The following is a 21599-nucleotide window of genomic DNA, read 5'->3' as shown; positions in this document are numbered from 1 at the left end:
CCACAACTGAACAGCCCCGCCCCGGCGTCTGACCCACCCGCCCCCCGTATGCTCCCCAAGCGAAGCCAGACACCGAAAGGCAACGAAGTGAACTACAGGGTCCAGCCCAGCGCCCAGGTCGACGAGACCGCCGAGATCGGCGCGGGAAGCAGCGTCTGGGACCTCGCGCAGATCCGTGACGGCGCCCGGCTCGGCGAGGGCTGTGTGATCGGCCGCGGCGCGTACGTCGGCTCGGGCGTCCGCATGGGCGACAACTGCAAGTTGCAGAACTACGCGCTCGTCTACGAGCCGGCCGAGCTCGGTGACGGTGTCTTCATCGGCCCGGCCGTGGTCCTCACAAACGACCACAACCCGCGCTCCGTCGACCCCGAGGGCAAGCAGAAGCGCGGCGGCGACTGGGAGGCCGTGGGCGTGAAGATCGCCGACGGGGCGTCCATCGGGGCGCGTGCCGTGTGCGTCGCGCCGATCAGCATCGGGCGTTGGGCGATGATCGCCGCGGGCGCCGTCGTCACCAAGGACGTGCCGGACTTCGCCCTGGTCGTCGGCGTTCCCGCGCGACAGGTCGGCTGGGTCGGCAAGGCCGGCGTCAAGCTGGTCGAGCACGCGGGCGAGGCCGGCGTGTGGGAGTGCCCGCGCACCGGCAGCCTGTACGACGAAAAGAACGGCACCCTCGTCGAGCGCGACGCCTGAGGTCAAGTCAGAGGAGCCGGCCGGCCGCGACCTCGTTCACCAGGACGGCAGAGCCGTCGGCCCACCGTCGGCCACGACCCCTGTTCCCCGGCCGGCGGCAGCGCGGGGCGGCCCGGTACGGGCACGGCGAGCCGCCATCGCCGGGGTCGTGGGTCCGATGGCGCGGCTCACGGTCGGCCGTCTCCGTGGTCGTCGAGCAGCAGCCGGTCGAAATCGTCGCGTACGACGGTCCAGTCCCAGGCGGAGAGGGCGTGTTCCGCGGCCGCCTGGCCCGCCTTCAGCCAGGCCTCCTCGGTGGCGGTGACCTCGAGGATCCGCCGAGCCGCCGCCTCAGGCGTGCCGACGACCCATTCCTGGGGGAAGAGGGTGCGGGCGCCGTGGTCCCCGTCCGCGAAGAACGGCCAGTCGCGGACGACGGGCACGGCACCGCTGGCCGCCCCCTCGACGAGGGCGCAGTGGAAGCTCTCCCGCACCGACGTGCTGAGGATCGTCCCGACCTCCTCCAGCGCGCCGGGCACGTCGTCGGTCTGCCCGACGCGCCGGACCGCGCCGGACGCCTCCAGCTTCGCCAGGTCCTGCTCCAGCCGGCCGTGGTAGTGCCGCACGGCCGGGCTGCTGTCGCTGTTGAGGCCGCTTCCGACGAGCAACAGCCGGAAGCGGTCGTCGTGCCGGCGCAGCAGCCGCAGGACCTCGACCGCCCAACGGGGATCCTTGGCGACCTGTCCGATGCCCACCAGGCCGAGAGTGAACCGCGCTTCCGGATGCTTCGGCCGCCGGTAGGAGGACAGGTCCATCGCGTTGTGGATCACGGACAGGCGAGGCGCCCCCTCGGCCAGCAGCCGGGGTACCGCGGCCGCGGTCAGATCCCGAACGTGGTCGCCGACGAAGACCAGATCGTCGACGCGCGAGAAGTCCATGACGTGCGGCCAGTAGCTGAACGTCTCGAAGCTGTGCAGCCGGATGACCACTCGGGTGGTGCCCGGATCCACCAGCGTCAGGAAGGCCGCACCGGCCGAACACCAGTCGACGAAGACCGTGTCGGCCCAGTCGAGGTGGGGTCGCAGTGCCTGTTCGACCGCCCGTCCGTAGGCGGCCTGGCCCCCCACCGCACGGGCCATCATCCGGCCCAGGCCGTTGGCCAGGGGGGCGAGATCCGGGTCGGCGGCCAGGTCCAGGGTCCGGACCTCGACGTCGGGGTGCCGCTCGTACCAGTCGGTGATGAGCGGGAGGAAGTTCGCGTTGGCCCGGTTGACGATGAGGAGCCGAAGCGGTCGGCCGGCGGGCGGCGGTGCGGCGGGCGGCGGTGCGGCGGGCGCCGTGCGACCGCGCGGCTTCGCCATCGCCCGCATGACGCGGCTGCGCTGGAGCGCGGCCGTGAAGCCCTGGGGGTCCTCGGCCAGCGGCGAGGTCAGCCCGTCGAGATGGGGGACGCGATGGAACGCCAGCATCAGCGCCTTGGCCGCCGACGCGGTCGCGGCGGCCTTGTTCCCCTCCTTCAACAGAACGTCGGCGCAGGCGAGTTCGGCCGCGTAGGCCGCCTTGAGGCGGCGGGGGGTGAGGCCGTGGGAGAGCTCCAGCTCGGCGGCCTCGACCAGCAGGTCGGCCTTCAGCCTGCGTTCCGGGACACGGTGGGCCAGAACGTTCAGCAGCCGGGCCCCTATGCTCGGCGCTCCCGCCCGGGCCAGGCCGGAGCTCAGCGGACGGGCGAGGCCGATCAACTGCTCAACGAAGATCCGTGAAACCGGCACAGCGTAGCTCCAGCTCTGTCACCGGATCCGATGCCGGGTGACGGTCGACGACGGGGGCAACCCCGGGACGGCGATCTCCGGGGTGTCGAAGCGATGGGCGAAGGTGACGTGACGACGACCTGTGGGGACGGCGGGCAGCGGGGCCACGGTCCGGCGATGGCAGGGCGGACCGTCTGCGGTGCGCACGGGCAGCGATCCGTGCCGCGGAGGGCGCGGTGGCGGCGGCGGTGAGGACAGCGGGCACGTGAGCATCCTGAGCGGTGAGCGGCCGACCGGGCGATGTGGCCAGGGCCGGATCATACGACGACTTTCATATGACTAGTTCCTGAACCGTTGATGAAAAAATCGCGCACCACGGGGCGTGCCGCACCGAGTACGAGGGGGCCGCCCGCGCGAGGATGCGCCGTTCCCGCACCGTATGCTCACCGGGCGCGGGATAACACCGCGAAGCAACCAGGTGACGTACACGGAAACGGTGTGCGCGGGCAGCAGCGAGGGGGAGCATGTCCCAGACCGATGTCACGGTGCCGGCTCAGCCGGAGGCGCCGGACGCACGCGGGTCCGGCGATCTCGGACCGGGCGCCTCGGTCGCGGCGCCGGGGCGGGAGCGAGGCACCCGGCTCTACGCACTGGACGCGCTGCGGGTCGTGGCGGCGCTCTCCGTACTGCTGTTCCACTTCACCGGCGTGGACGCGGCGACGAAGGCGAACTGGGGCACCAACCCCAAGGAGCTGTTCCCCTGGCTCTTCCCGATCACCTCGTACGGCTCGTACGGTGTCCAGCTCTTCTTCATCATCAGCGGCTTCGTCATCTGCCTGTCCGCCTGGGACCGGACGCCGGGTCAGTTCGTGCGGGCTCGCTTCCTGCGTCTGTTCCCCGCCTACTGGTTCTCGGTCGTCGTCGCCGTCCTCGTCTGGCGCGGACTGCCCGACGGGGCGCGCAAGGCCCCGAGCATCAGCGATTCGCTGACCAACCTCACGATGTTCCAGGTGCCGCTCTCCGCCCGGCATCTCGTCGGCGCCTACTGGACGCTGTGGGTGGAGCTCACCTTCTATCTCATCTTCCTGGTCGTGCTCTGGAAGGGGCTGAACTACGTCCGGGTCTCCGTCTTCTGCTGGCTGTGGCTGCTCGCGAGCGTCCTGGTGCAGCAGGACGACGTGCCGCTGCTCGGGATCTTCGCCCAGCCGCTGAACACGGCGCTGTTCGTCTCCGGCATCGCGATGTATCTGATGTACCGGTTCGGCCCGGACCTCAAGCTCTGGGGCCTGCTGGGCGCGAGCTGGCTGGTCATGCAGAGCGACCTGGTCCAGCACGCCGACCATCTGCGGCACGACAAGGGCATGGACCGTGACCCCTACATCGCGCTCGCCCTGGTCACCGTCTTCTATCTGCTGGTCCTGGCGGTCGCCCTGCACAAGCTCGACCGCATCGGATGGAAGTGGCTGGCCACGGCCGGCGCCCTGGTCTACCCGCTCTATCTCCTCCACGAGGAGCTCGGCTGGGCGATGATCCGCACGCTGTACGGGCACGTGGGGGCATGGGCGACGCTGGGCATCACCACGGTGGCGCTGCTCGTGCTGTCGTGGCTCGTCCACCGATTCGTGGAGAAGCCGTCTCAGCGATGGCTGCGCACGGCCCTGGAGAAGGAGTCCCGCAAGCAGGAGGCGGTTGCCCGCGTCTGACCGCGTACGCGGAAGGGCCCGTCCGGAACACCGGACGGGCCCTTCCGCGTACGAGACGGGCGTCAGCCGCCGATGACAACCCTCCGGACGCCCTTCCAGGCCTCCGGGTCGGTCGTACGGCGTCCGTCGACCAGGACCGTGACGTCCGGCAGGTCGGCCGGGGTCAGGGTGCGGTACTCGGCGTGGTCGGCCTGGAGGATCGCCGCGGTGACCTTCTCACCGGCGTGCGGGGTCAGACCGTGCGCCGACAGCTCCTCGGCCGTGTACATCGGGTCCGAGACGAACGGGACGGCGCCGCGCGCCTTGAGCGCCTCGACGGTCGGGAAGACGCCGGAGAACGCCGTCTCCTTCACGCCGCCACGGTAGGCCGCGCCCAGCACGAGGACGTTCGCGCCGGTCAGGTCACCGTAGGCGGCCGCCAGCAGGTCCACTGCGTACTCCGGCATCGCCGCGTTCGCCTCACGGGCGGAGCGCACGACAGTGGCGGACGGGTCGTTCCACAGGTACATCCGCGGGTAGATCGGGATGCAGTGGCCGCCGACGGCGATGCCCGGCTGGTGGATGTGGCTGTAGGGCTGCGAGTTGCAGGCCTCGATGACCTTCTTGACGTCGATGCCGTTGCTGTCGGCGAAGCGCGCGAACTGGTTGGCCAGACCGATGTTGACGTCGCGGTAGGTGGTCTCGGCGAGCTTGGCGAGCTCGGAGGCCTCGGCGGTGCCGAGGTCCCAGACGCCGTTCGGCTGGGGCAGGTCGGCTCGTTCGTCGAAGTCGAGGACCTGCTCGTAGAACTCCACGCCGCGGGCCGTCGACGCCTCGTCGACGCCGCCGACCAGCTTCGGGTAACGGCGCAGGTCGGCGAAGACCCGGCCGGTGAGGACCCGCTCCGGCGAGAAGACCAGGTGGAAGTCCTCGCCCGCGGTCAGGCCCGAGCCCTCGGCCAGCATCGGCGCCCAGCGGGTGCGGGTGGTGCCGACCGGGAGGGTCGTCTCGTAGGAGACGAGTGTGCCGGGCTTGAGGCCCTGGGCTATCGCCTTGGTCGCCGCGTCCATCCAGCCGAAGTCCGGCACGCCCTCGGCGTCCACGAACAGCGGCACGACCACGACGACGGCGTCGGACTCGGCGACCGCGGACGCGGTGTCCGTCGTCGCGCTCAGCAGACCGGCGTCGACGGCCTGCTTGAGCTTGAGGTCCAGATCGTGCTCACCGGGGAACGGCTCGGTGCCGGCGTTGACCAGCTCGACGACCTTCTCGTTGACGTCCGCGCCGATGACCCGGTGACCCTTGGCGGCGAACTGCACCGCCAGCGGAAGCCCGATCTTGCCGAGCGCTACTACACAGATGTTCATGAACGGTCGTTACTTCCTCTTGGAGCCGGGGCGGGACTTCAGACGGCGGGCGAGCGCCGACTTCACCCGGGACAGCAGTGGCTTGGCCGGCGGGTACATCTGGGCTGTGTCGATCACCACGCGCCCCTTGGGGTTCACCACGGCCGACGCTCGGTACGGGTCCTCGTAGGAACCCCACCGGCGCGCCAGCGGCATGGGCTCGCCCTTGCCCTTCACCGGGATCTCGTACGTCGAACCGGCGACGTCCAGGTACACCCGGACGCCTCGCTTGACGGTGCGCCGCTGGAGCGGCACACGTACGTGCAGCACGGTCGCTGCGCCGTCCTCGGCGAACTCCCGGGTGGTGGTGCCCTCCGGCTGCGGCAGACTGTGGCCGGCCGGCAGTCTGCGTGCCCCGGCCTTGTCCGCCGACTTGGGCATGGCGCCCTCGATCAGTCGCAGGACGGCGCCGTCCACGTCACCGAGGACGGGCACCCGCACCGACGCCGCGTAGACGAGACCCTCCCCCTCCTGCTCCCACGATGAGGTGAGCAGTCGGGTGCCGTTGGCCAGCCGCCCGGGGACCGCCTCGCCCACGAGTTCGTAGACCCGGTCGGGCACGTCGATCAGCGGGCTGCGGAAACCGGCGTAACGGGCGTAGGCGCGGTCGCCCTCGACAACGAACGGAGGTGCTCCGTTCTCCTTCTCCGAGGTGATCGCCTCGCACAGTTCGTCCACCGCGCCGGACCGCGCCAGGGCGATACGCACGCGGCGCTTGACGTCCATGGCGTCGCGGATGCCGTCGGTGAAGTAGGCGTCGGCGAGCTTCGCGACACCCGCGCAGATCTCCGTCTGCAAGGCACGCTCCAGCGCGGGGAAGTCGTCCTGGACGAGCTTGGCCAGCTCCCAGGTGAAGTGCCGGCGCAGTACGGCGTCTCGCTCCGGGCCCGCCTCCAGAAGACCGGCCGTGAAGTCCATGATCTCGGCGGTGCAGCGCAGCCGGGCCAGGTGGTCTGCCCGGTAGGTGATGTTGCTGGCGTCGCCGCGCTTCACGGCGTAATAGCAGATGTAGTCGGCCACCACCGAGATCTTCTTGGCGCGCACGCACGCCTCGATGGTGAACGGCTGGTCGCTGCCCACGGGCAGGTGCTCGGGGAAGCGCAGCTTGTGCGCCTCGACCAGTTCCCGCCGGAACAGCTTGGTGTTGGCGAGGGTCCAGGGCAGCGCGGAGTCGGTGAGGCCGACGTCCGGGTTGTTCTCCTTGTAGAGGGCCTGGTGGACGTAACGCCCGTTGGTGCCGACCATCTTGCCGACGACGACGTCCGAGCCGTGCTCGTCGGCGCAGGCCACCATGCGCTCCAGCGCCTCTTCGCCGAGGTAGTCGTCGGAGCCTATGAAGTAGACGTAGCGGCCCGTGGCGATGTCCAGCGCCCGGTTGCTGGGGGCTGCCGGGCCACCGGAGTTGGCCTGGTGGAGCACCTTGACGGTGTCCGGGTACCGCTGCGCGAAGCGATCGAGTTCGGCGCCGCTGTCGTCGGTGGAGCCGTCGTCGACGGCCACGATCTCCAGCCGGTCCAGACCGATGCTCTGCCCGATCAGGGAGTTCAGGCACTCCGTCAGGTAGGGCATGGTGTTGTAGACGGCGACGACGACGCTGACGTCGGGGGACGCACTCATGATCTCTCCTTCGGGGTCCCCGGGACCAGACGGGTGTAGAGCGCGTCCAGGACCTCGGCCTGCGCCTCCCAGGTCCAGGTGTCGAGCAGCCCCGGCTTGTCGTAGGCGGCCTTGTACTTCTCCGGGTCGGCGAGTACGGCCTTGACGGTGCGTACGAGGTCGTCGACGTCCTCGGCCCGGCAGACCTCGCCCTGACCCGTGGCGCGGGTCATCTCGGACATCGTCTTGACATCGCTCACCACCAGCGGCAGCCGAGCGTGCGAGTACTCGAAGAACTTCGTGATCAGTGCGATCTCGTGGTTCGGCCAGTGATGGATGGGGATGCAGCCGACATCGGCGGCGGACAGGAAGCGGACCACCTGCCAGTGCTGGACATAGGGAACGGCGTGCAGCCTGTCGCCGACGCCGAGCTCCTGGGCACGCTCCAGCAGACCCTGGATGTAGGCGGCCGCCGGGGACGGGACGACGAACGCCATGTGGACGCCGTCGAGCTTCGGCAGGGCCTCCACCATGTCGCCGAGGCCGCGCTGCGGGCCCGGCGAGCCGCTGTAGACGACCAGCGGTACGTCCTGACCGATACCGCACAACTCGCGCAGGTCCGGCTCCGGCTCGACGTCCTCGATCGCAGGGTCCCGCTCCACCGGGCGGTCGGGCGCGTTGAGAACGACAGTGGGCTGCTCCTTGAGCCCGTGCCGCTCCCGCAGCAGGTCGCCCAGCCCCTCGGAGACGGTGACCACGGCGTCGGCATACGGGGCGTACTCGCTCTCGTGCGCCGTGTTGCCGGGGATCCAGTGGGCGTTGTCCTCCCACGGTCGTACGCCGGGCAGGAACTCGTGAGCGTCCCACACCAGCTTGACCGAGCGGCCCGCGGCACGCGCGCGTACGGTCGCGCGGGCGCCCACCCCGAGCATCCGGAAGTCGTTGGCGTGAATGAGGTCGGGCTTGAGGGCGTCGATCTCCTTGCCGTACGTCAGCTCGTAGTCCCACAGCACGGGTTCGAGGCGGCGCCAGGCCCGCTTGCCCTTCACGCCCTTCCAGACGGCGGTGAAGGCGCGGTCGATCGGGCCGCGCAGGGCGCGGCCGGCCTGCTGCGCCTGGCTGGTCTGGCGGGCACGGAACTCGACCCACTTCTGCAGGAACCTGGAGACCGGTCCGGCCACCGTCAGGCGGAGCTTCTCGGCCTTCCGGAACAGCGGAGTGCCGACCGCGGCGGGTGCCACCCTGAGCGCCGCCCGACGGGTTGCCAGGTCGGCCCGCCACGCCTTGATCCACTGCCGACGGTAGGCGGCCATCGGGCCCGGCGGGTAGGCGAACGGGCGGCGCAGCGGCGAGCGGTGCCGCTCGGCATGCCGCTTGGACAGCGGGGTCTTCAGCGGCAGCAGCCGGACCTCGGCGTCCCCGAGCTTCCAGGTGCGCCCGCGGCCGGACCGGACGAGCCCGAGCAGCACCACGTCCCAGCCGGCCGCCGCGGCGGACTCCGCGGCCTTCTGCACCCGCGAGTCGCCGTCGACCTTGTTGTCGACGAGCATGACGACACGGCCCTTGGTCGGGCGGGACGCGTCGGCGCTCTGCGCTTCCATAAAAAGCCTTTCTGAACCGGTCACTTCAGGAAATCGCTCAGGACCTGCACGGTCCAGCTTCCGTCGTGGTAGGTGCGGGCGAACTCGACGGACCGCCGACCGATCCGTGCCGTGCCCTCCCGGTCGTCGACGAGGGACCGGATGACCTCACGGAGGGTGTCCGGGGTGGCGTTGACGATGGGCAGGGCCCCGTCCGTCGCGGCCTTCACTCCCTCGCTGATATAGGCGACGACCGGCTTGCCCGCGGCCATCGCCTCCACTGCGAACGTGCCGTAGCTGCCGGTCGTGAACTGGTCGAGCACCAGGTCACAGCTCTGCACCAGCTGGCGCATCTCGGCCCATGGGATGCCCTCGGCGAGCCTGAACTCGATGAGGCCCTCGTCGTGGAGTTCGGTGAGCACCGGCATGATCCGGTCCGTGCCCTTGGTCCACCGCTTCGACGGAGCGTGCAGGACCAGCGGGCGCTCGCGCTCCATGACCGGACGGTCGGTGGCCCAGCTTGCGACGTCCACGACCAGCGGCGCCCAGGTGGCGGCCGGCAGGTCTTCCAGGAGGTCGGGAGTGGTGACGTACAGCGGCAGCCCCGCCTCCGTCGCGATCCGCTTGTTGAGCTCGGCCTTCGCCTGAAGCTTCTCCGCGATGCCCTCAGGAGCGTCGTGGAAGAGCGAGAACGCGTGGCGCTCCATGTGCCGGGCCGGGTGACGGATGTCGCTGCCGTGGGCGAGCAGCGCCACCTTGATCCGGGCCTGCCTGAGCGCGTCGAGGTCACCGGCCACGGACTTGCCGTTGAGGTGGCCGAAGACGGGCATGAAGGCGTCGACCAGGAGGTGCGTGTAACGGCCGACGATGCGCTCCACCTGCTGGAGCTGGACGCCCAGCTCACCCATGCGGGTCGCGTCCACGTACACGTCGGCCGGGTAGTCGAAGGATTCCGGCCGCTTGTTCATCACGACCTCGACGGACACGTCCGGGTCGAGACGCGTGATCGCTTGGGCGTACGCCGCCCCCTGGCCCGCGTAGTTGGCCGGGCCGAGGCCCAGTCTGAGGCGGGTGTCGCCGAGCCTTCGCCACACCGGCTGCCCGTCGGTGCCGACGGGCTCCACGGTCCGCACGGCGTCGGGGGTCTCCTGAACAGTCCAGGAAAGCTCCGGCCGTGGGCCCGGCGGGGTCTTCTTCGACAGCTCGCGGTACAGCCGGAGCAACCTGCCGCTCTGCGACTCCCAGGACAGGTCCGTACGGACGTCCTCGGTGATCGCCTCGGCGAGCTTGTCGCGGTGGTCCATGGCCCGTGCAGCGGCCGCGGCGAAGGTCTTCGGGTCGTCCCAGGTCCACACCTCACCCAGGCCGTGCTCCTCGACGTACGCCTTGATGACCTTCACGTCGCTCGTCACCAGCGGCAGCCCCGCCTGAAGGTACTCGGAGACCTTCGTGGGCAGCGACACCTCGCAGTTGGGAACGCGCTTGAAGGGAGTGAGGCCGAGGTCCGCGGACGAGAGGTAGTCGGCGACCTCGTGCTGCGGCACGTAGGGCACCAGGTGGACCCGGTCGCGTACACCGAGGGACTCCGCCTGCGCGAGCAGTTCCTCGAGGAGCGGTGTCGTCCGCCCCACCACCAGGGCGAGATGGAAGCCCGGCAGCTCGGGCAGACCGTCGATGACGGCGTCCACCCCGCGTTCACGGCCGATCCAGCCCGAGTAGACCATCAGCGGCGTCTCGCGACCGAGGCCGCAGGCCTCACGGACCGACGCGCTGGACCGGCCCGCGCCGATCACCTCACGGACCGGCGAGTTGCCCACGACCAGCGGCAGTTCGGTCAGCTTGTGATCGTCCCTCAGGAGCTCCGCCATCTGCGTGGAGACGGTGACGACGGCGTCGGCACGGCCGATGAACTCGGCCTCCAGCGCGGGCAGCGCGTAGGCCTGGCGGGCGTTGGGCCATTCGACGCCCTTGATGTACTCGTGCGCGTCGTACAGCCACGCGCACTTGCGGCCCCGGGCCCGCAGCCGGGCGGCGCTCAGCGCGGCGGTGGCGATCATCGTCACGTCGTTGGCGTGGATGACGTCCGGCTCGATCTCCTCGATCACCGGGCCGAACGCGAGATCGAGATCGACGACCTGCGGCCAGTCGCGACGCCAGTCGCCCACCGGGGCCGGGTCCTTGGGCCTGCGCCGCTGCTCCCACTTGAACGCGCGGACCCGCAGCCGGTGCGCGGACCGGCGGGCGCGCAGCATTGCCTTGATGGACGTACGGCGGGGCGTACCCGCCCAGTTGCTCTCGGCGGACTTCTGGCGGACCCAGGCGCGGTAGGCCGCCGTGTAGCGGTTCAGCGCCGCCTGATCCTGGAGGTTGAACTGTGTCGCGGCCGCTCGCAAGGGGTGTGCCTTGCGAGCGTTCACTCCGCGCAGGTAATCCACACCGACCGGTACCCGGACCACATCGATCGGGCCCATCTTGGACCGCTGGACACGCTTGGTGTCACTGCGGCCGATCAGGGTCACGTCCCAGCCGTCTCGCGCCGCCGCGACCGCGGTCTTCTGGACGCGGGAGTCGCCCGTGATGCCGTTGGCGACGATGACCGCGAGCCTCGGCCTGCGGGCAGGGGATTCCATTGCTTGCTTCCTCCGGATGGGACAGGAATTCCGCCCCCTGCGCACAAGAGGGCCGGGGGCCATCGGCGACGTGCGTCGGGATGCTCAGAGAGCTCCGCAGCTGTCACGCTCGAGAAGGACGGTGCTGCCGTCCAGCGCCGACTCCAGCACCGCCGCCGCCACCTCCACCGTCCGCATGCCCTGGCGCAGGGTGCAGATGTCGGCGGGCTTGCCGAGCACGGCGTCCCGGAACAGTTCGTGTTCGACGAGGAGCGGTTCGCGCTTCTGGATGGCGTACCGGATCATGTCACCCTCGGAGACGCCCCGGAAGGCCTGGAGGGCCTCCCACTCCGTCGTCATCGCGGAGTTGGAGTGGAACGTCAGGTCCGCGGTGAGGGTGTCGGCGATGAAGCAGCCGCGCTCGCCGGTGACCGAGGTGAAGCGCTCCTTGAGCGGGCTCAGCCAGTTCACCAGGTGGTTGACCATCGTGCCGTCGTCGAGGCGGCCGACCGCGGAGACCATGTCCTCGTGCTCGCGGCCGCTCTTGGAGACGGTGTGCGCGGCGATGGAGACGTACTCGCGCCCGGTCACCCAGCCGGTGAGGTCGATGTCGTGGGTGGCGAGGTCCTTGACCACGCCGACGTCCGCGATGCGGTGCGGGAAGGGACCCTGGCGACGGGTGACGACCTGGTAGACGTCGCCGAGCTCGCCGGCCTCCAGCCGGCTGCGCAGCGAGCGCAGCGCCGGGTTGCACCGCTCGATGTGACCGACACCGGCCACCAGGCCGCGCGACTCGAACGCCTCGACGAGACGGCGTGCGCCCGCCACCGTGTCGGCGACCGGCTTCTCGACCAGTGCGCAGACACCGGCCTCGGCGAGCTGCAGGCCCACCGTTTCGTGCAGGCCGGTGGGGCAGGCCACGACGGCGTAGTCGACGCCCAGGGCGATGAGCTCCTCGACGGTGTCGAGGACCGGCGCGCCCTGGGCGGCGCCGAACTTGTCGCCCATCGGGTCGACGACGCCGACGAAGTCGACGCCCTCCAGGCCGGCCAGGACGCGGGCGTGGTGACGCCCCATGGAACCGAGGCCGACGAGTCCGGCCCGCAGCGTCTTCGCGGTGCTCACAGCTGTGCCCCCAGCGCGTTCACGGCGGACACGATGCGCTCGAGGTCCCCGGCGGACAGGGCCGGGTGGACGGGCAGCGAGACGACCTCGGCGGCCGCGCGCTCCGTCTCGGGCAGGTCCCAGGTGCGGCCGGCCTTCTGGTCCGGCTCCCAGTACGGCTTCAGCCGGTGGATCGGCGTCGGGTAGTACACGGCGTTGCCGATCCCGGCCTCGCTCAGGCTCGCCATGGCGGCCTCACGGTCGCCCCGGACGCGCACGGTGTACTGGTGGAAGACGTGGCGGGCGCCCTCGGCGACGCTCGGCGTGAGCACGGACGGCGCGCTGATGTGCTCCGTCAGGTACGCGGCGTTGGCGATGCGCTGCTCGGTCCAGCCGTGGAGCTTGGCGAGCTGCACCCGGCCGATGGCCGCGGAGACGTCCGTCATACGGACGTTGGCGCCGACGATCTCGTTGGCGTAGCGCTGCTCCATGCCCTGGTTGCGCAGCAGGCGCAGGGTGCGGGCGATCTCCGCGTCGGCGGTGGTGACCATGCCGCCTTCGAGGCTGTGCATGTTCTTCGTCGGGTAGAAGCTGAACGTTCCCGCGCTGCCGAAGGCGCCGACCGGCGTTCCGTGCAGGGCGGCCGCGTGCGCCTGGCAGGCGTCCTCGACCACGGCGAGCCCGTGCCGCCCGGCGATCGCCATGATCCGGTCCATGGCGGCGGGGTGGCCGTAGAGGTGGACCGGCATGATCGCGGCGGTGCGCGGCGTGATGGCCGCCTCCACCGCCGCCGGGTCCAGGCAGAAGCTGTCGGGCTCGATGTCGGCGAAGACCACGTCGGCACCGACGAGGCGCACCGCGTTGGCGGAGGCCGCGAAGGAGAACGACGGCACGATGACCTCGTCGCCCGGGCCGACGCCGAGGGCGAGCAGCGTCAAGTGCAGCGCGGACGTACCGGAGTTGACCGCGACGCAGTGCCGTCCGTCCACCACGTCCGAGAACTCCGCCTCGAAGGCGGCGACCTCGGGGCCCTGTACGACCCGGCCGCTGCGCAGTACGCGCACCGCGGCCTCGATCTCCGCCTCGTCGATCACGGGCCTCGCGGCGGGTATCAACTCTTGGGCGTCGGTCATCGACATCCCTTCCTCATCAGCGACCTCTAGGGCGCACCACGTCGTGCACGGGTCGGGAAGGGACGGTGTCGAGCGTGGCACGTCCGCAACCCTGGAAGTCCGCCCGCACCTTGCGTGGCGGACGGTTCCCGCAAGGCCCTGCCCCCTGGGGTACCTCGCGTGGTCTACGGCCCGCATGTCACCAGCTGCCGAGTCCACCGTCACGTTACCAGCAAGAGTGCAAAGCTTTTCTTCAGGGTTACGACAGGGAAACCCGGAGATGGCGTGCTGTCCGTCACAGGGCTCACTCAGAGTGCTCCCCGCGCCATCCGGCCGCGACCGAGCGTCACATGGGGAGGCGGGGACGACGAAGCGCGGGCAACGACGAAGCGCGGGACTCCGGTGGACCGGTGTCCCGCGCTTCCGGATGCGATCCGGAGGTCAGTCCTCCGTCGTCGCCGAGACGGACGGCCCCGTCTGCTCGGCGGCCACCGAGGTCTTCTTCGCGGCGGTCTTCTTCGCGGTCGCCTTCGTGGCCGTGGCCTTCTTCGCCGTGGCCTTCTTGGCGACCGTCTTCTTGGCCGCGGTCTTCTTGGTGGCGGCCTTCTTCGCCGTGGCCTTCTTGGCCGTCTTGCGCGCGGCGGCCTTCTTGGCCGGAGTCGCGTCGTCGGCTTCGGTGCCGGCCTCGGCCTCGGTGGCGACCGGGGCTTCGGCGGCGGGCGCCTCCTCCGCCGGGCCCGACGGGACGACCACGACGGCCCCCTCCGCGGACGCCGTCGGAGCGGTGGCCTTGCGCACCGCCCGGCGCCGCGGGCGGGCCGGAGCGGCACTCTCGGCGGGCGTCTCCGACTCGGACACGGGCGCGGGCGCCGGCACCGACTCGGGCTGTGCGGCGGCGGACTGCTCGGGTGCGGCCTCCGACGACTGCGACGCGGCCTCGGCGACCGTCACCACGGCGGCCTCCGCTCCGGCGGGCGAACCGGCCGGCGCGGACACCTTACGGGTCGCGCGACGGCGCGTGCGACCCTTGGGCGCGGCCTCCTCGACGGACGGAGCCTCGGCGACCCGCGCCTCGACGACCGGGTCCTCGACCGCGACAGGCTCGGCCTGCGCGACGGCAGCCGGCTCCGGCACCACCGGAAGCTCGGCCTCCCCCTCGGGCTCCGCGACAGCGGACGCCGCGGCCCGGCCGCCCCTCGGCTCCTCGCCGTGCGCGGCCCTGCCCCGCGGCGCACCGGCCGGGGCCGAAGCCCGCCGGCTCGTCCGGCGCCGGGAGCGACCACGACCGGCCGCGGCCTCCGCCTCGGCGACGCTGCTGTACAGCTCCTCGTCCGGCGCGAACTCCGGTACGGGCAGCGCGATCGGCTCCGCGACCTCGGCGACGACCTCGGCCTCGTCGTCCGCCTCCTGCTCGACGGTCACGCCGTTCTCGACGACGATCCCCGCCTCGTGCTCGTGCTCGTGCACATGCCCGTCACCGCCACGCCCGCGCTTCTTGCGCTTGCCGCCGCCTCCGGCGGAGGTCGGCTGCTCCATGTGCACGATGACACCGCGCCCGTTGCAGTGGACGCAGGTCTCGGAGAAGGACTCCAGCAGGCCCTGGCCGACCCGCTTGCGGGTCATCTGCACCAGCCCCAGCGAGGTCACCTCGGCCACCTGGTGCTTCGTACGGTCCCGGCCCAGGCACTCCAGCAGCCGGCGCAGCACCAGATCGCGGTTGGACTCCAGGACCATGTCGATGAAGTCGATGACGATGATGCCGCCGAGGTCGCGCAGCCGCAGCTGGCGCACGATCTCCTCGGCCGCCTCCAGGTTGTTCCTGGTGACGGTCTCCTCGAGGTTGCCGCCCTGGCCGGTGAACTTGCCGGTGTTGACGTCGACGACGACCATCGCCTCGGTCCGGTCGATCACCAGCGAACCGCCGCTGGGCAGCCAGACCTTGCGGTCCAGCGCCTTGGAGAGCTGCTCGTCGATCCGGTACGTGGCGAAGACGTCGACCTCGGAGGTCCACCTCGACAGCCGTCCGGCCAGGTCGGGCGCGACGTGCGAGACATAGCCGTGGATGGTGCCCCAGGCGTCCTCGCCGCTGACGACGACCTTGGAGAAGTCCTCGTTGAAGATGTCGCGCACGACGCGGACGGTCATGTCCGGCTCGCCGTACAGCAGGGTCGGAGCGTTGCCGCTCTTCGCCTTCTTCTGGATCTCCTCCCACTGCGCCTGGAGCCGCTCGACGTCACGGCGCAGCTCGTCCTCGCTCGCGCCCTCGGCGGCGGTGCGCACGATGACGCCCGCGTCCTCGGGGACGATCTTCTTGAGGATGGTCTTCAGCCGGGCCCGCTCGGTGTCGGGCAGCTTGCGGCTGATGCCGGTCATCGAGCCCTCGGGGACGTACACGAGGTAGCGGCCCGGGAGGGAGACCTGGCTGGTGAGACGGGCGCCCTTGTGGCCGATCGGGTCCTTCGTCACCTGGACGAGCACCGACTGGCCGGACTTGAGCGCGCTCTCGATGCGCCGCGGCCCGTGGGCCATCCCCAGCGCCTCGAAGTTGACCTCACCCGCGTACAGGACGGCGTTGCGCCCCTTGCCGATGTCGATGAAGGCGGCCTCCATCGACGGCAGCACGTTCTGGACCTTGCCCAGGTAGACGTTGCCGACGTACGAGGTCGACTGCTCCTTGTTGACGTAGTGCTCGACGAGCACGCCGTCCTCCAGGACGCCGATCTGCGTACGGTCGCCGTGCTGGCGGACCACCATCACGCGCTCGACGGCCTCACGGCGGGCCAGGAACTCGGCCTCGGTGATGATCGGAACGCGTCGACGGCCCTGCTCACGGCCTTCCCGGCGGCGCTGCTTCTTGGCCTCCAGCCGGGTCGAGCCCTTGATGGACTGCACCTCGTCGGACGGCTCGGCGGCCTTGCGCGGCTCGCGGACCTTGACGACGGTGCGCTCGGGGTCGCTGTCGCCGAGCTCGGCTTCGCCGCCGGAGTCACCGGCGCGGCGACGACGGCGACGACGGCGACGGCTGGTGGAACTGGAGCCACCGCTCTCGTCGTCGTGGGCGTCCTCGGCGTCCTCGGCGTCCTCCTCGGCCTGCTCGGCGGTGTCCTCGGCGTCCTGCTCGGCCTGTTCGGCGGCGAGCTCGTCGGAGTCGCCGTCCCCGGACTCGCCACGGCGACGACGTCGGCCACCACGCCGACGGCGCCGGCGCGAGCCGGTCTCCTCGGCGTCGTCACCCTCGTCCCCGTCGACACCGTCCTCGGCCGACTCGTCGGCCTCGTCGGTCTCGTCCTGCACGGCGGTGCCGGTGACCTCGGGCTCCTCGGCGTGGGCGGCACCCCGACGTCGGCGACGGCGCCTCGAACCGGCCTGCTCCTCGGTGGAGGCGGTGGTCTCGGCCGCCTCGGCGACCTCCGCGACGGTCTCGTCGGTCTCGTCGGTCTCCTCGACCTCCGCGACATCCTCCGCCGCCTCGGCGGCAGCCTGCGCGGCGGCCCGCTCGGGCGTCTGGAACCGGGGCTCGGTGAAGACGGGCGCCTGGAACACGGCGACCGCGGGCCGCGCGGGACGGCGCGGGGAATCGGACTCGGCCTTCGGCTTGGCGGGCTCGGAGAACCCGATCGCCGCCTGGCGCACGACCCGGCGGCGCGAGCGGCGCGGGGAGGTGTCCTCGTCGGCCGGCGCCGACACGGCGGGGGTCTTCGCCTCGGCGGCGGGAGCCTTCACCTCGGCGGCCGGTGCCTCCACGCCGGCCTGAGCACCCTCGGTGCCCGCGCCGGCCTCGGTGCTCTCGGCGCTCTCAGCGCTCTCATCGCTCTCGGTGCCTTCGGCAGGAGCGGAGACGCGGCGCGTGGCACGCCGACGGGCGCGGCGCGGAGCGGCCTCCTCGGCCTCGGCGGCGGGCGTCTCCTGCTCGGCACTCACCTGAGCCTCAGCGGCCTGCGTGGTCTCGACGGTCTCAGCGGTCTCGGCCGCCTCGGCGGCAGCCGCCGGTGCCTCGGAGGGCGCGGTCACCCGGCGGGTGGCACGACGACGCGTACGAGGGGCGGGCGCGGCCTCGGGCTCGGCGGCGGCAGCCACAGGCGCCTCTTCGGTCGCTGCGGGCTCCGCGCTCTCCTCGGTCGCCACCGCCTCGACAGGTGCGGCCGCACCGCGCGTGGCCCGACGGCGGGAGCGGCGCGGCGCGGGCTCCTCGGCGGCCGCGGAGTCACCGGCTTCGTCGCCGGAAGCGGCGATCTCGGCGGCGGGCTGCACCGCGGCAGCGGCGGACACCACGGTCTCGGCGGCCTCAGCGGCAGCCGGTGCGCCGGCGGGCGCGGAAGCGCGGCGGGTCGCACGACGTCGCGAACGAGCGACAGGCGCGGCCTCGGCGGCCTCGCCGGTCTCCACAGCGTCGTCGGTCTCGGTCTCGATGTCCTCGTCGGCCACGAGCTCGGCGGCCTCGGCGGCCGCCACAGCCGGTGTGGTCACCTCGACCGGGGCCTCGGCGGCGACCGGCGGGCCCGCCGGTCGGGAAGCGGCACGGCGCCGACGGCGCGGCGGCAGGGTGTCGCTGGGGGTGTCGGATGTGGAGTCCTGCACGGACTCCGTCGATTCGGTCGGCTCGAGCATGCGGGCGTTTCTCCCGTCAGGCTCCCGGGCGCCGCGCCTGGTCCGGCGTCGATCGATGTCGATCGCCGTTGACGTCCGCGGCTCGCGCAGTGCGCGATGGCCGCCGTCCGGGGCGCGGGCGCCGCACGGGAGCTCTCTAGTGTCCTGTCTCACCGGTTCCGTACGCCGAATGCGTACGGCCTGGCGAAAGTCTTGTGGTTGGTGCGCTGCCCGACCCAGGTGGCTCCCGAGTACGAGGGCGGCGCTACGACGTCCGTCCCTTCGCGGGACCTTCCCTACGCCGGCGCCTTCGCGGCGGCAGTGGCGCCGGCCGTGGGGGGCTCGGTCGCTGCTGCCTCGCGGTCGGGCGCGAGCGGGTCGGTCACCGTGCCGGTCTCTTCATCGAGCAGCCCCTGCGCCAGCCTGGTCACCGCTACGGGGACCGGCGGCGCCAGGTCGGCCACGGCGCGGAGACCGGACAGGACGTCGTCGGGTCGTACGGCAGGCGTCACGTGCCGAACAACCAGCCGCAGTATCGCACAGGGCTGGTCGATAGGCCTATCAGCCTGTGCATTCTGTGATTCCGCGCTCTCGAAGCTCTCGAGACCCGCGACCGCCGAGCGGGCGTCGAAGGTGCGCATGCCGTTCTTGGCCATGCGCTGGACCTCGACGGTCTCGGCGGTGTTGAACGCCTCGACCGCACGCCGGGCGTCCGCCGGATCCACGCCGTCGAGCCGCAGCTCCCACACGGAAGCCGTCAGCCGGTCGGCGAGACCCGAGGTACGCGCCTCGACCGCGTCGACGACGTCGAGCCCGTCGGGCAGCGACTCGTCGAGGAGGGCACGCAGCTTCTCCGGATCGCGGGGCGCGGCGAGCGCGATCTCCAGGTACTCCGCCTCACTGCCCGTGCCGGTGGGTGCGGCATTGGCGTACGACACCTTCGGATGCGGCGTGAAGCCGGCCGAGTACGCCATCGGCACCTCGGCACGGCGCAGCGCACGCTCGAAGGCACGCTGGAAGTCTCGGTGGCTGGTGAACCGGAGGCGGCCGCGCTTGGTGTAGCGCAGTCGGATGCGCTGCACCGCAGGTGCGGGCGGCGGGCCTTCGGGCTGTCGCTTGCCCAGGGGAACTTCTCCTTGTGTACGGCGGACGGACCGCGGCACCACCCCCGCCCGAGCGGGGGGCATCCCGGCTGACGCCTGTCCGGCGTCGCTTCCGGTCCGGATCATCCCCGCGTCGGCGGGGACACTTCGCGCCTGGTCCTACCGTCAAGGGTACGCGCCTTCTCCGGCACCGGTTCCCGTCGGGCCACGGCCTCCGGCTGCCGGGGCTCGCCGAAAAGCATCCGCCGGAAGTCGGCACGGGCCTGCCGAGCGGACTCGCGGGCGGTGGCGAGGGCCTGCCGAGCGGTCCGGCCGACAGCGCGCGCGACCTCGGCGGCGGGCCGCAGCACGGTGTCCCGGACGACGTGCCCGACCGGCGTCAGCACCGTCCGGTACACCCACCGCACCGGCTCCACGAAGATCCACCGGAAGAGGGTCCCGAGGAACCGCCCTACGGCGAGGGAGATGTGCCCCGCCACCCGCCAGGCGTGGCCCAGGGCGTCCCCGACCTCGCGCGCGACGACGGCGAGCACCCGTCCGACCGGTACCAACACCCAGCGCCACAGGGCCAGGGCGGGCAGCACGACAAGGACGCGGGTGATCCAGTACAGGCCCAGACCGATCCCGCCGGCGACCACGCCCACCAGCCATGCGATCGCCCGCCCCACGGGCGCGAGGACCCACTCGTACGTCCACACGGCCGGTACGACGACCAGATACCGCGCCAGCCACGCCAGGCCCCTGTACAACCCGATCCCGAGGCCGGCCAGCAGGAACCCGACGCTGCGCAGGACCCACAGCAGCGCGTGCCCGGCCGGGGTGAGCACGCGCGCGTACACCCAGGCGAAGCCCGCGCCGACCCCCCGGGCCAGCCATGCGAGGGCGTGTCCGAGCGGCGTCAGCAGGTGGCGGTAGCACCAGACGGACGGCACGACGACGAGTACGTTGCCCACCCAGGCGAGCGCGACCCCGAGGGGTACGACGACGTACCGCCACAGCCCCACCCACGGCCACACGAACAACGCCCGCCCCACCCACGCCAGGGCACGTCCGAGGGGCCGTCCCAGGGGGCGCAGCACCGTACGGTGCAGGAACCGCCCGCCCACGACGAGGGCGTCCCACACCATCCGCACCGGGACGACCAGCACGAGCACGACGATCCGCACCGGGACGCGGATCACGACGGCGAGGCACCCCTCGGGGTCCTGCCGCCGCGGCGGCACCTCGCGTGGAGCCTGCTTCTCGAGATCCATGTCCAGGTAGACGCGTCAGCCGCCCGTGCGGATGCGGTACCGCGGCTTTTCGCCCGGCGACCGGGGTGGTGACCTGTCGTCCGACAGCGGACGACGGTGTACCCCGCCTGGCTCGTGCGAGTCGGCTCCCCGGCGCGGGATCGACCGCTCAGCAAGCCGGGCCCGGTGCGGCGTAACTATTTCTGGTGACAGGGATGGCTCCCGTTTTTTACGCGCACCGGGACGGAACGTTTTCCCCTGAAGTATTTCTTCGACGGCCGGACCCGGGACGCCTTGAGCCGGGCCGGTCCCTGTGGTGCTTTTAGGCGACAAGCACCGGGGCTAGATCGTCTCCGGGTCCGCTACCTGAGTTGACCCGATCGAAACATGCGATGAGGATGGTAAATGAGTCGCCGTGTGGCGCACAACGCCTTAAGACCTGATTGCGAGTATGTACCTGGCTCCGCAGGTCAGCGACAAGCGACATCATTTCACCCTCGACTTGGACCGAACAAGTGCGTGCGGTGAGTTGCGCATTCATCTCGACCGAACACGAAAAGCATGCGGGACAGAAAAACTCGAAATCCGCGGCAACACCGCGACCTCAAGATGGCCGGACGTATTGCGTGGGATCCCGCGCCCCGAATCGTCACTAGTGAAATTCGATGAGCAGAAGAGAGGACGCGACCATGCGGTACTGCGGTCGGAAGCAGCAGATAGCGACGGCTATAGCGTCGGCGGCGATGGTTGGAGGCCTTGTCACCATTGGGACTCCCGCTTCGGCCACGTCTGCACCGAATGGCACAGTTCCCAGCGCTCAGGTGCAGGCCGGGAGGGCCGCATCGCACCTGCTCCCGGAAAGGCCGTGCAAGCAGAAGAATTGCGGGACTAAGAAGCCCAGCTACAAGAGGCCCGGCGGCAACACCCAGGGCGGCACGCAGGGCAGCGGTCGCGGCAACACCCAGGGCGGAACCCAGGGCAGCGGTCGCGGCAACACCCAAGGCGGAACCCAGGGTGGCGGCGGCGGTGGCAACACCCAGGGCGGGACCCAGGGTGGCGGCGGCGGCAACACCCAAGGCGGAACCCAGGGCAGCGGTCGCGGCAACACCCAAGGCGGAACCCAGGGTGGCGGCGGCGGTGGCAACACCCAGGGCGGGACCCAGGGTGGCGG

The 21599-nt window shown here is 71.3% G+C and carries 13 protein-coding genes; 3 read left to right on the top strand and 10 right to left on the bottom strand.

Translation table 11 applies throughout. From position 1 onward, the window contains the following. Window positions 1–87: 87 nt before the first annotated feature. Window positions 88–690, top strand: a complete 603-nt coding sequence (locus ACFV0T_RS22895; RefSeq protein WP_385782028.1) for an acyltransferase — start codon at window positions 88–90, stop codon at window positions 688–690. A gap of 167 nt (window positions 691–857) precedes the next feature. On the opposite strand, the gene ACFV0T_RS22890 is transcribed toward ACFV0T_RS22895, so the two are convergent. Continuing rightward, complete coding sequence (locus ACFV0T_RS22890) at window positions 858–2438, bottom strand: glycosyltransferase (RefSeq protein WP_385782025.1); 1581 nt, start codon at window positions 2436–2438, stop codon at window positions 858–860. Between the two features lie 503 nt (window positions 2439–2941). On the opposite strand from ACFV0T_RS22890, the gene ACFV0T_RS22885 reads away from it, so the two are divergent. Further along, complete coding sequence (locus tag ACFV0T_RS22885) at window positions 2942–4120, top strand: acyltransferase family protein (protein WP_385782023.1); 1179 nt, start codon at window positions 2942–2944, stop codon at window positions 4118–4120. Window positions 4121–4182: 62 nt separating this feature from the next. Here ACFV0T_RS22885 and ACFV0T_RS22880 read toward each other — a convergent pair whose 3' ends face one another. The 9 genes from ACFV0T_RS22880 to ACFV0T_RS22840 all read right to left on the bottom strand — a co-directional run bounded on the left by ACFV0T_RS22880 (window position 4183) and on the right by ACFV0T_RS22840 (window position 20449). Continuing rightward, entirely contained in the window at window positions 4183–5466 is a 1284-nt protein-coding gene (locus tag ACFV0T_RS22880; protein ID WP_385782020.1) for a nucleotide sugar dehydrogenase, read from the bottom strand. Between the two features lie 9 nt (window positions 5467–5475). Beyond that, a complete protein-coding gene (locus ACFV0T_RS22875; protein ID WP_385782018.1) occupies window positions 5476–7122 on the bottom strand; it encodes a glycosyltransferase family 2 protein in 1647 nt (548 codons plus the stop codon). Continuing rightward, complete coding sequence (locus ACFV0T_RS22870; RefSeq protein ID WP_385782015.1) at window positions 7119–8702, bottom strand: glycosyltransferase family 4 protein; 1584 nt, start codon at window positions 8700–8702, stop codon at window positions 7119–7121. Before ACFV0T_RS22870 ends, ACFV0T_RS22875 begins: the two co-directional genes overlap by 4 nt. A 20-nt stretch (window positions 8703–8722) precedes the next feature. Continuing rightward, window positions 8723–11311 (bottom strand): glycosyltransferase family 4 protein, encoded by a 2589-nt coding sequence (locus ACFV0T_RS22865; RefSeq protein ID WP_385782012.1) that lies wholly within the window; start codon window positions 11309–11311, stop codon window positions 8723–8725. An 84-nt stretch (window positions 11312–11395) separates the two neighbouring features. Then, window positions 11396–12367, bottom strand: a complete 972-nt coding sequence (locus tag ACFV0T_RS22860; RefSeq protein WP_385782219.1) for a Gfo/Idh/MocA family protein — start codon at window positions 12365–12367, stop codon at window positions 11396–11398. Window positions 12368–12411: 44 nt separating this feature from the next. Beyond that, window positions 12412–13527, bottom strand: coding sequence for a DegT/DnrJ/EryC1/StrS family aminotransferase (locus ACFV0T_RS22855; RefSeq protein WP_385782009.1), 1116 nt, complete (start codon window positions 13525–13527; stop codon window positions 12412–12414). 420 nt (window positions 13528–13947) lie between these two features. Continuing rightward, window positions 13948–18114, bottom strand: a complete 4167-nt coding sequence (locus ACFV0T_RS22850; RefSeq protein ID WP_385782006.1) for an Rne/Rng family ribonuclease — start codon at window positions 18112–18114, stop codon at window positions 13948–13950. 275 nt (window positions 18115–18389) lie between these two features. Continuing rightward, entirely contained in the window at window positions 18390–19175 is a 786-nt protein-coding gene (locus tag ACFV0T_RS22845; RefSeq protein ID WP_385782003.1) for a TIGR03936 family radical SAM-associated protein, read from the bottom strand. 143 nt (window positions 19176–19318) lie between these two features. Next, the gene (locus ACFV0T_RS22840) at window positions 19319–20449 is read right to left on the bottom strand and encodes a hypothetical protein (protein ID WP_385782000.1); all 1131 of its coding nucleotides are present in this window, start codon (window positions 20447–20449) and stop codon (window positions 19319–19321) included. An 800-nt stretch (window positions 20450–21249) separates the two neighbouring features. Here ACFV0T_RS22840 and ACFV0T_RS22835 point away from each other — a divergent pair. Continuing rightward, a partial coding sequence (locus tag ACFV0T_RS22835) for a hypothetical protein (RefSeq protein ID WP_385781997.1) occupies window positions 21250–21599 on the top strand: 350 nt, incomplete at its 3' end.

Source organism: Streptomyces sp. NPDC059582, from assembly GCF_042735715.1.
Classification (GTDB): domain Bacteria; phylum Actinomycetota; class Actinomycetes; order Streptomycetales; family Streptomycetaceae; genus Streptomyces.
This window is presented reverse-complemented; position numbering and strand designations above follow the sequence as displayed.

What these genes read in the sequence shown, in the direction of transcription:
- ACFV0T_RS22880 (WP_385782020.1), bottom strand. Translation starts at nt 5,466, where the DNA reads ATGAACATCTGTGTAGTAGCGCTCGGCAAGATCGGGCTTCCGCTGGCG.
- ACFV0T_RS22870 (WP_385782015.1), bottom strand. Translation starts at nt 8,702, where the DNA reads ATGGAAGCGCAGAGCGCCGACGCGTCCCGCCCGACCAAGGGCCGTGTC.
- ACFV0T_RS22865 (WP_385782012.1), bottom strand. Translation starts at nt 11,311, where the DNA reads ATGGAATCCCCTGCCCGCAGGCCGAGGCTCGCGGTCATCGTCGCCAAC.
- ACFV0T_RS22840 (WP_385782000.1), bottom strand. Translation starts at nt 20,449, where the DNA reads ATGGATCTCGAGAAGCAGGCTCCACGCGAGGTGCCGCCGCGGCGGCAG.
- ACFV0T_RS22885 (WP_385782023.1), top strand. Translation starts at nt 2,942, where the DNA reads ATGTCCCAGACCGATGTCACGGTGCCGGCTCAGCCGGAGGCGCCGGAC.
- ACFV0T_RS22875 (WP_385782018.1), bottom strand. Translation starts at nt 7,122, where the DNA reads ATGAGTGCGTCCCCCGACGTCAGCGTCGTCGTCGCCGTCTACAACACC.
- ACFV0T_RS22860 (WP_385782219.1), bottom strand. Translation starts at nt 12,367, where the DNA reads ATGGGGCGTCACCACGCCCGCGTCCTGGCCGGCCTGGAGGGCGTCGAC.
- ACFV0T_RS22850 (WP_385782006.1), bottom strand. Translation starts at nt 18,114, where the DNA reads ATGCTCGAGCCGACCGAATCGACGGAGTCCGTGCAGGACTCCACATCC.
- ACFV0T_RS22855 (WP_385782009.1), bottom strand. Translation starts at nt 13,527, where the DNA reads ATGACCGACGCCCAAGAGTTGATACCCGCCGCGAGGCCCGTGATCGAC.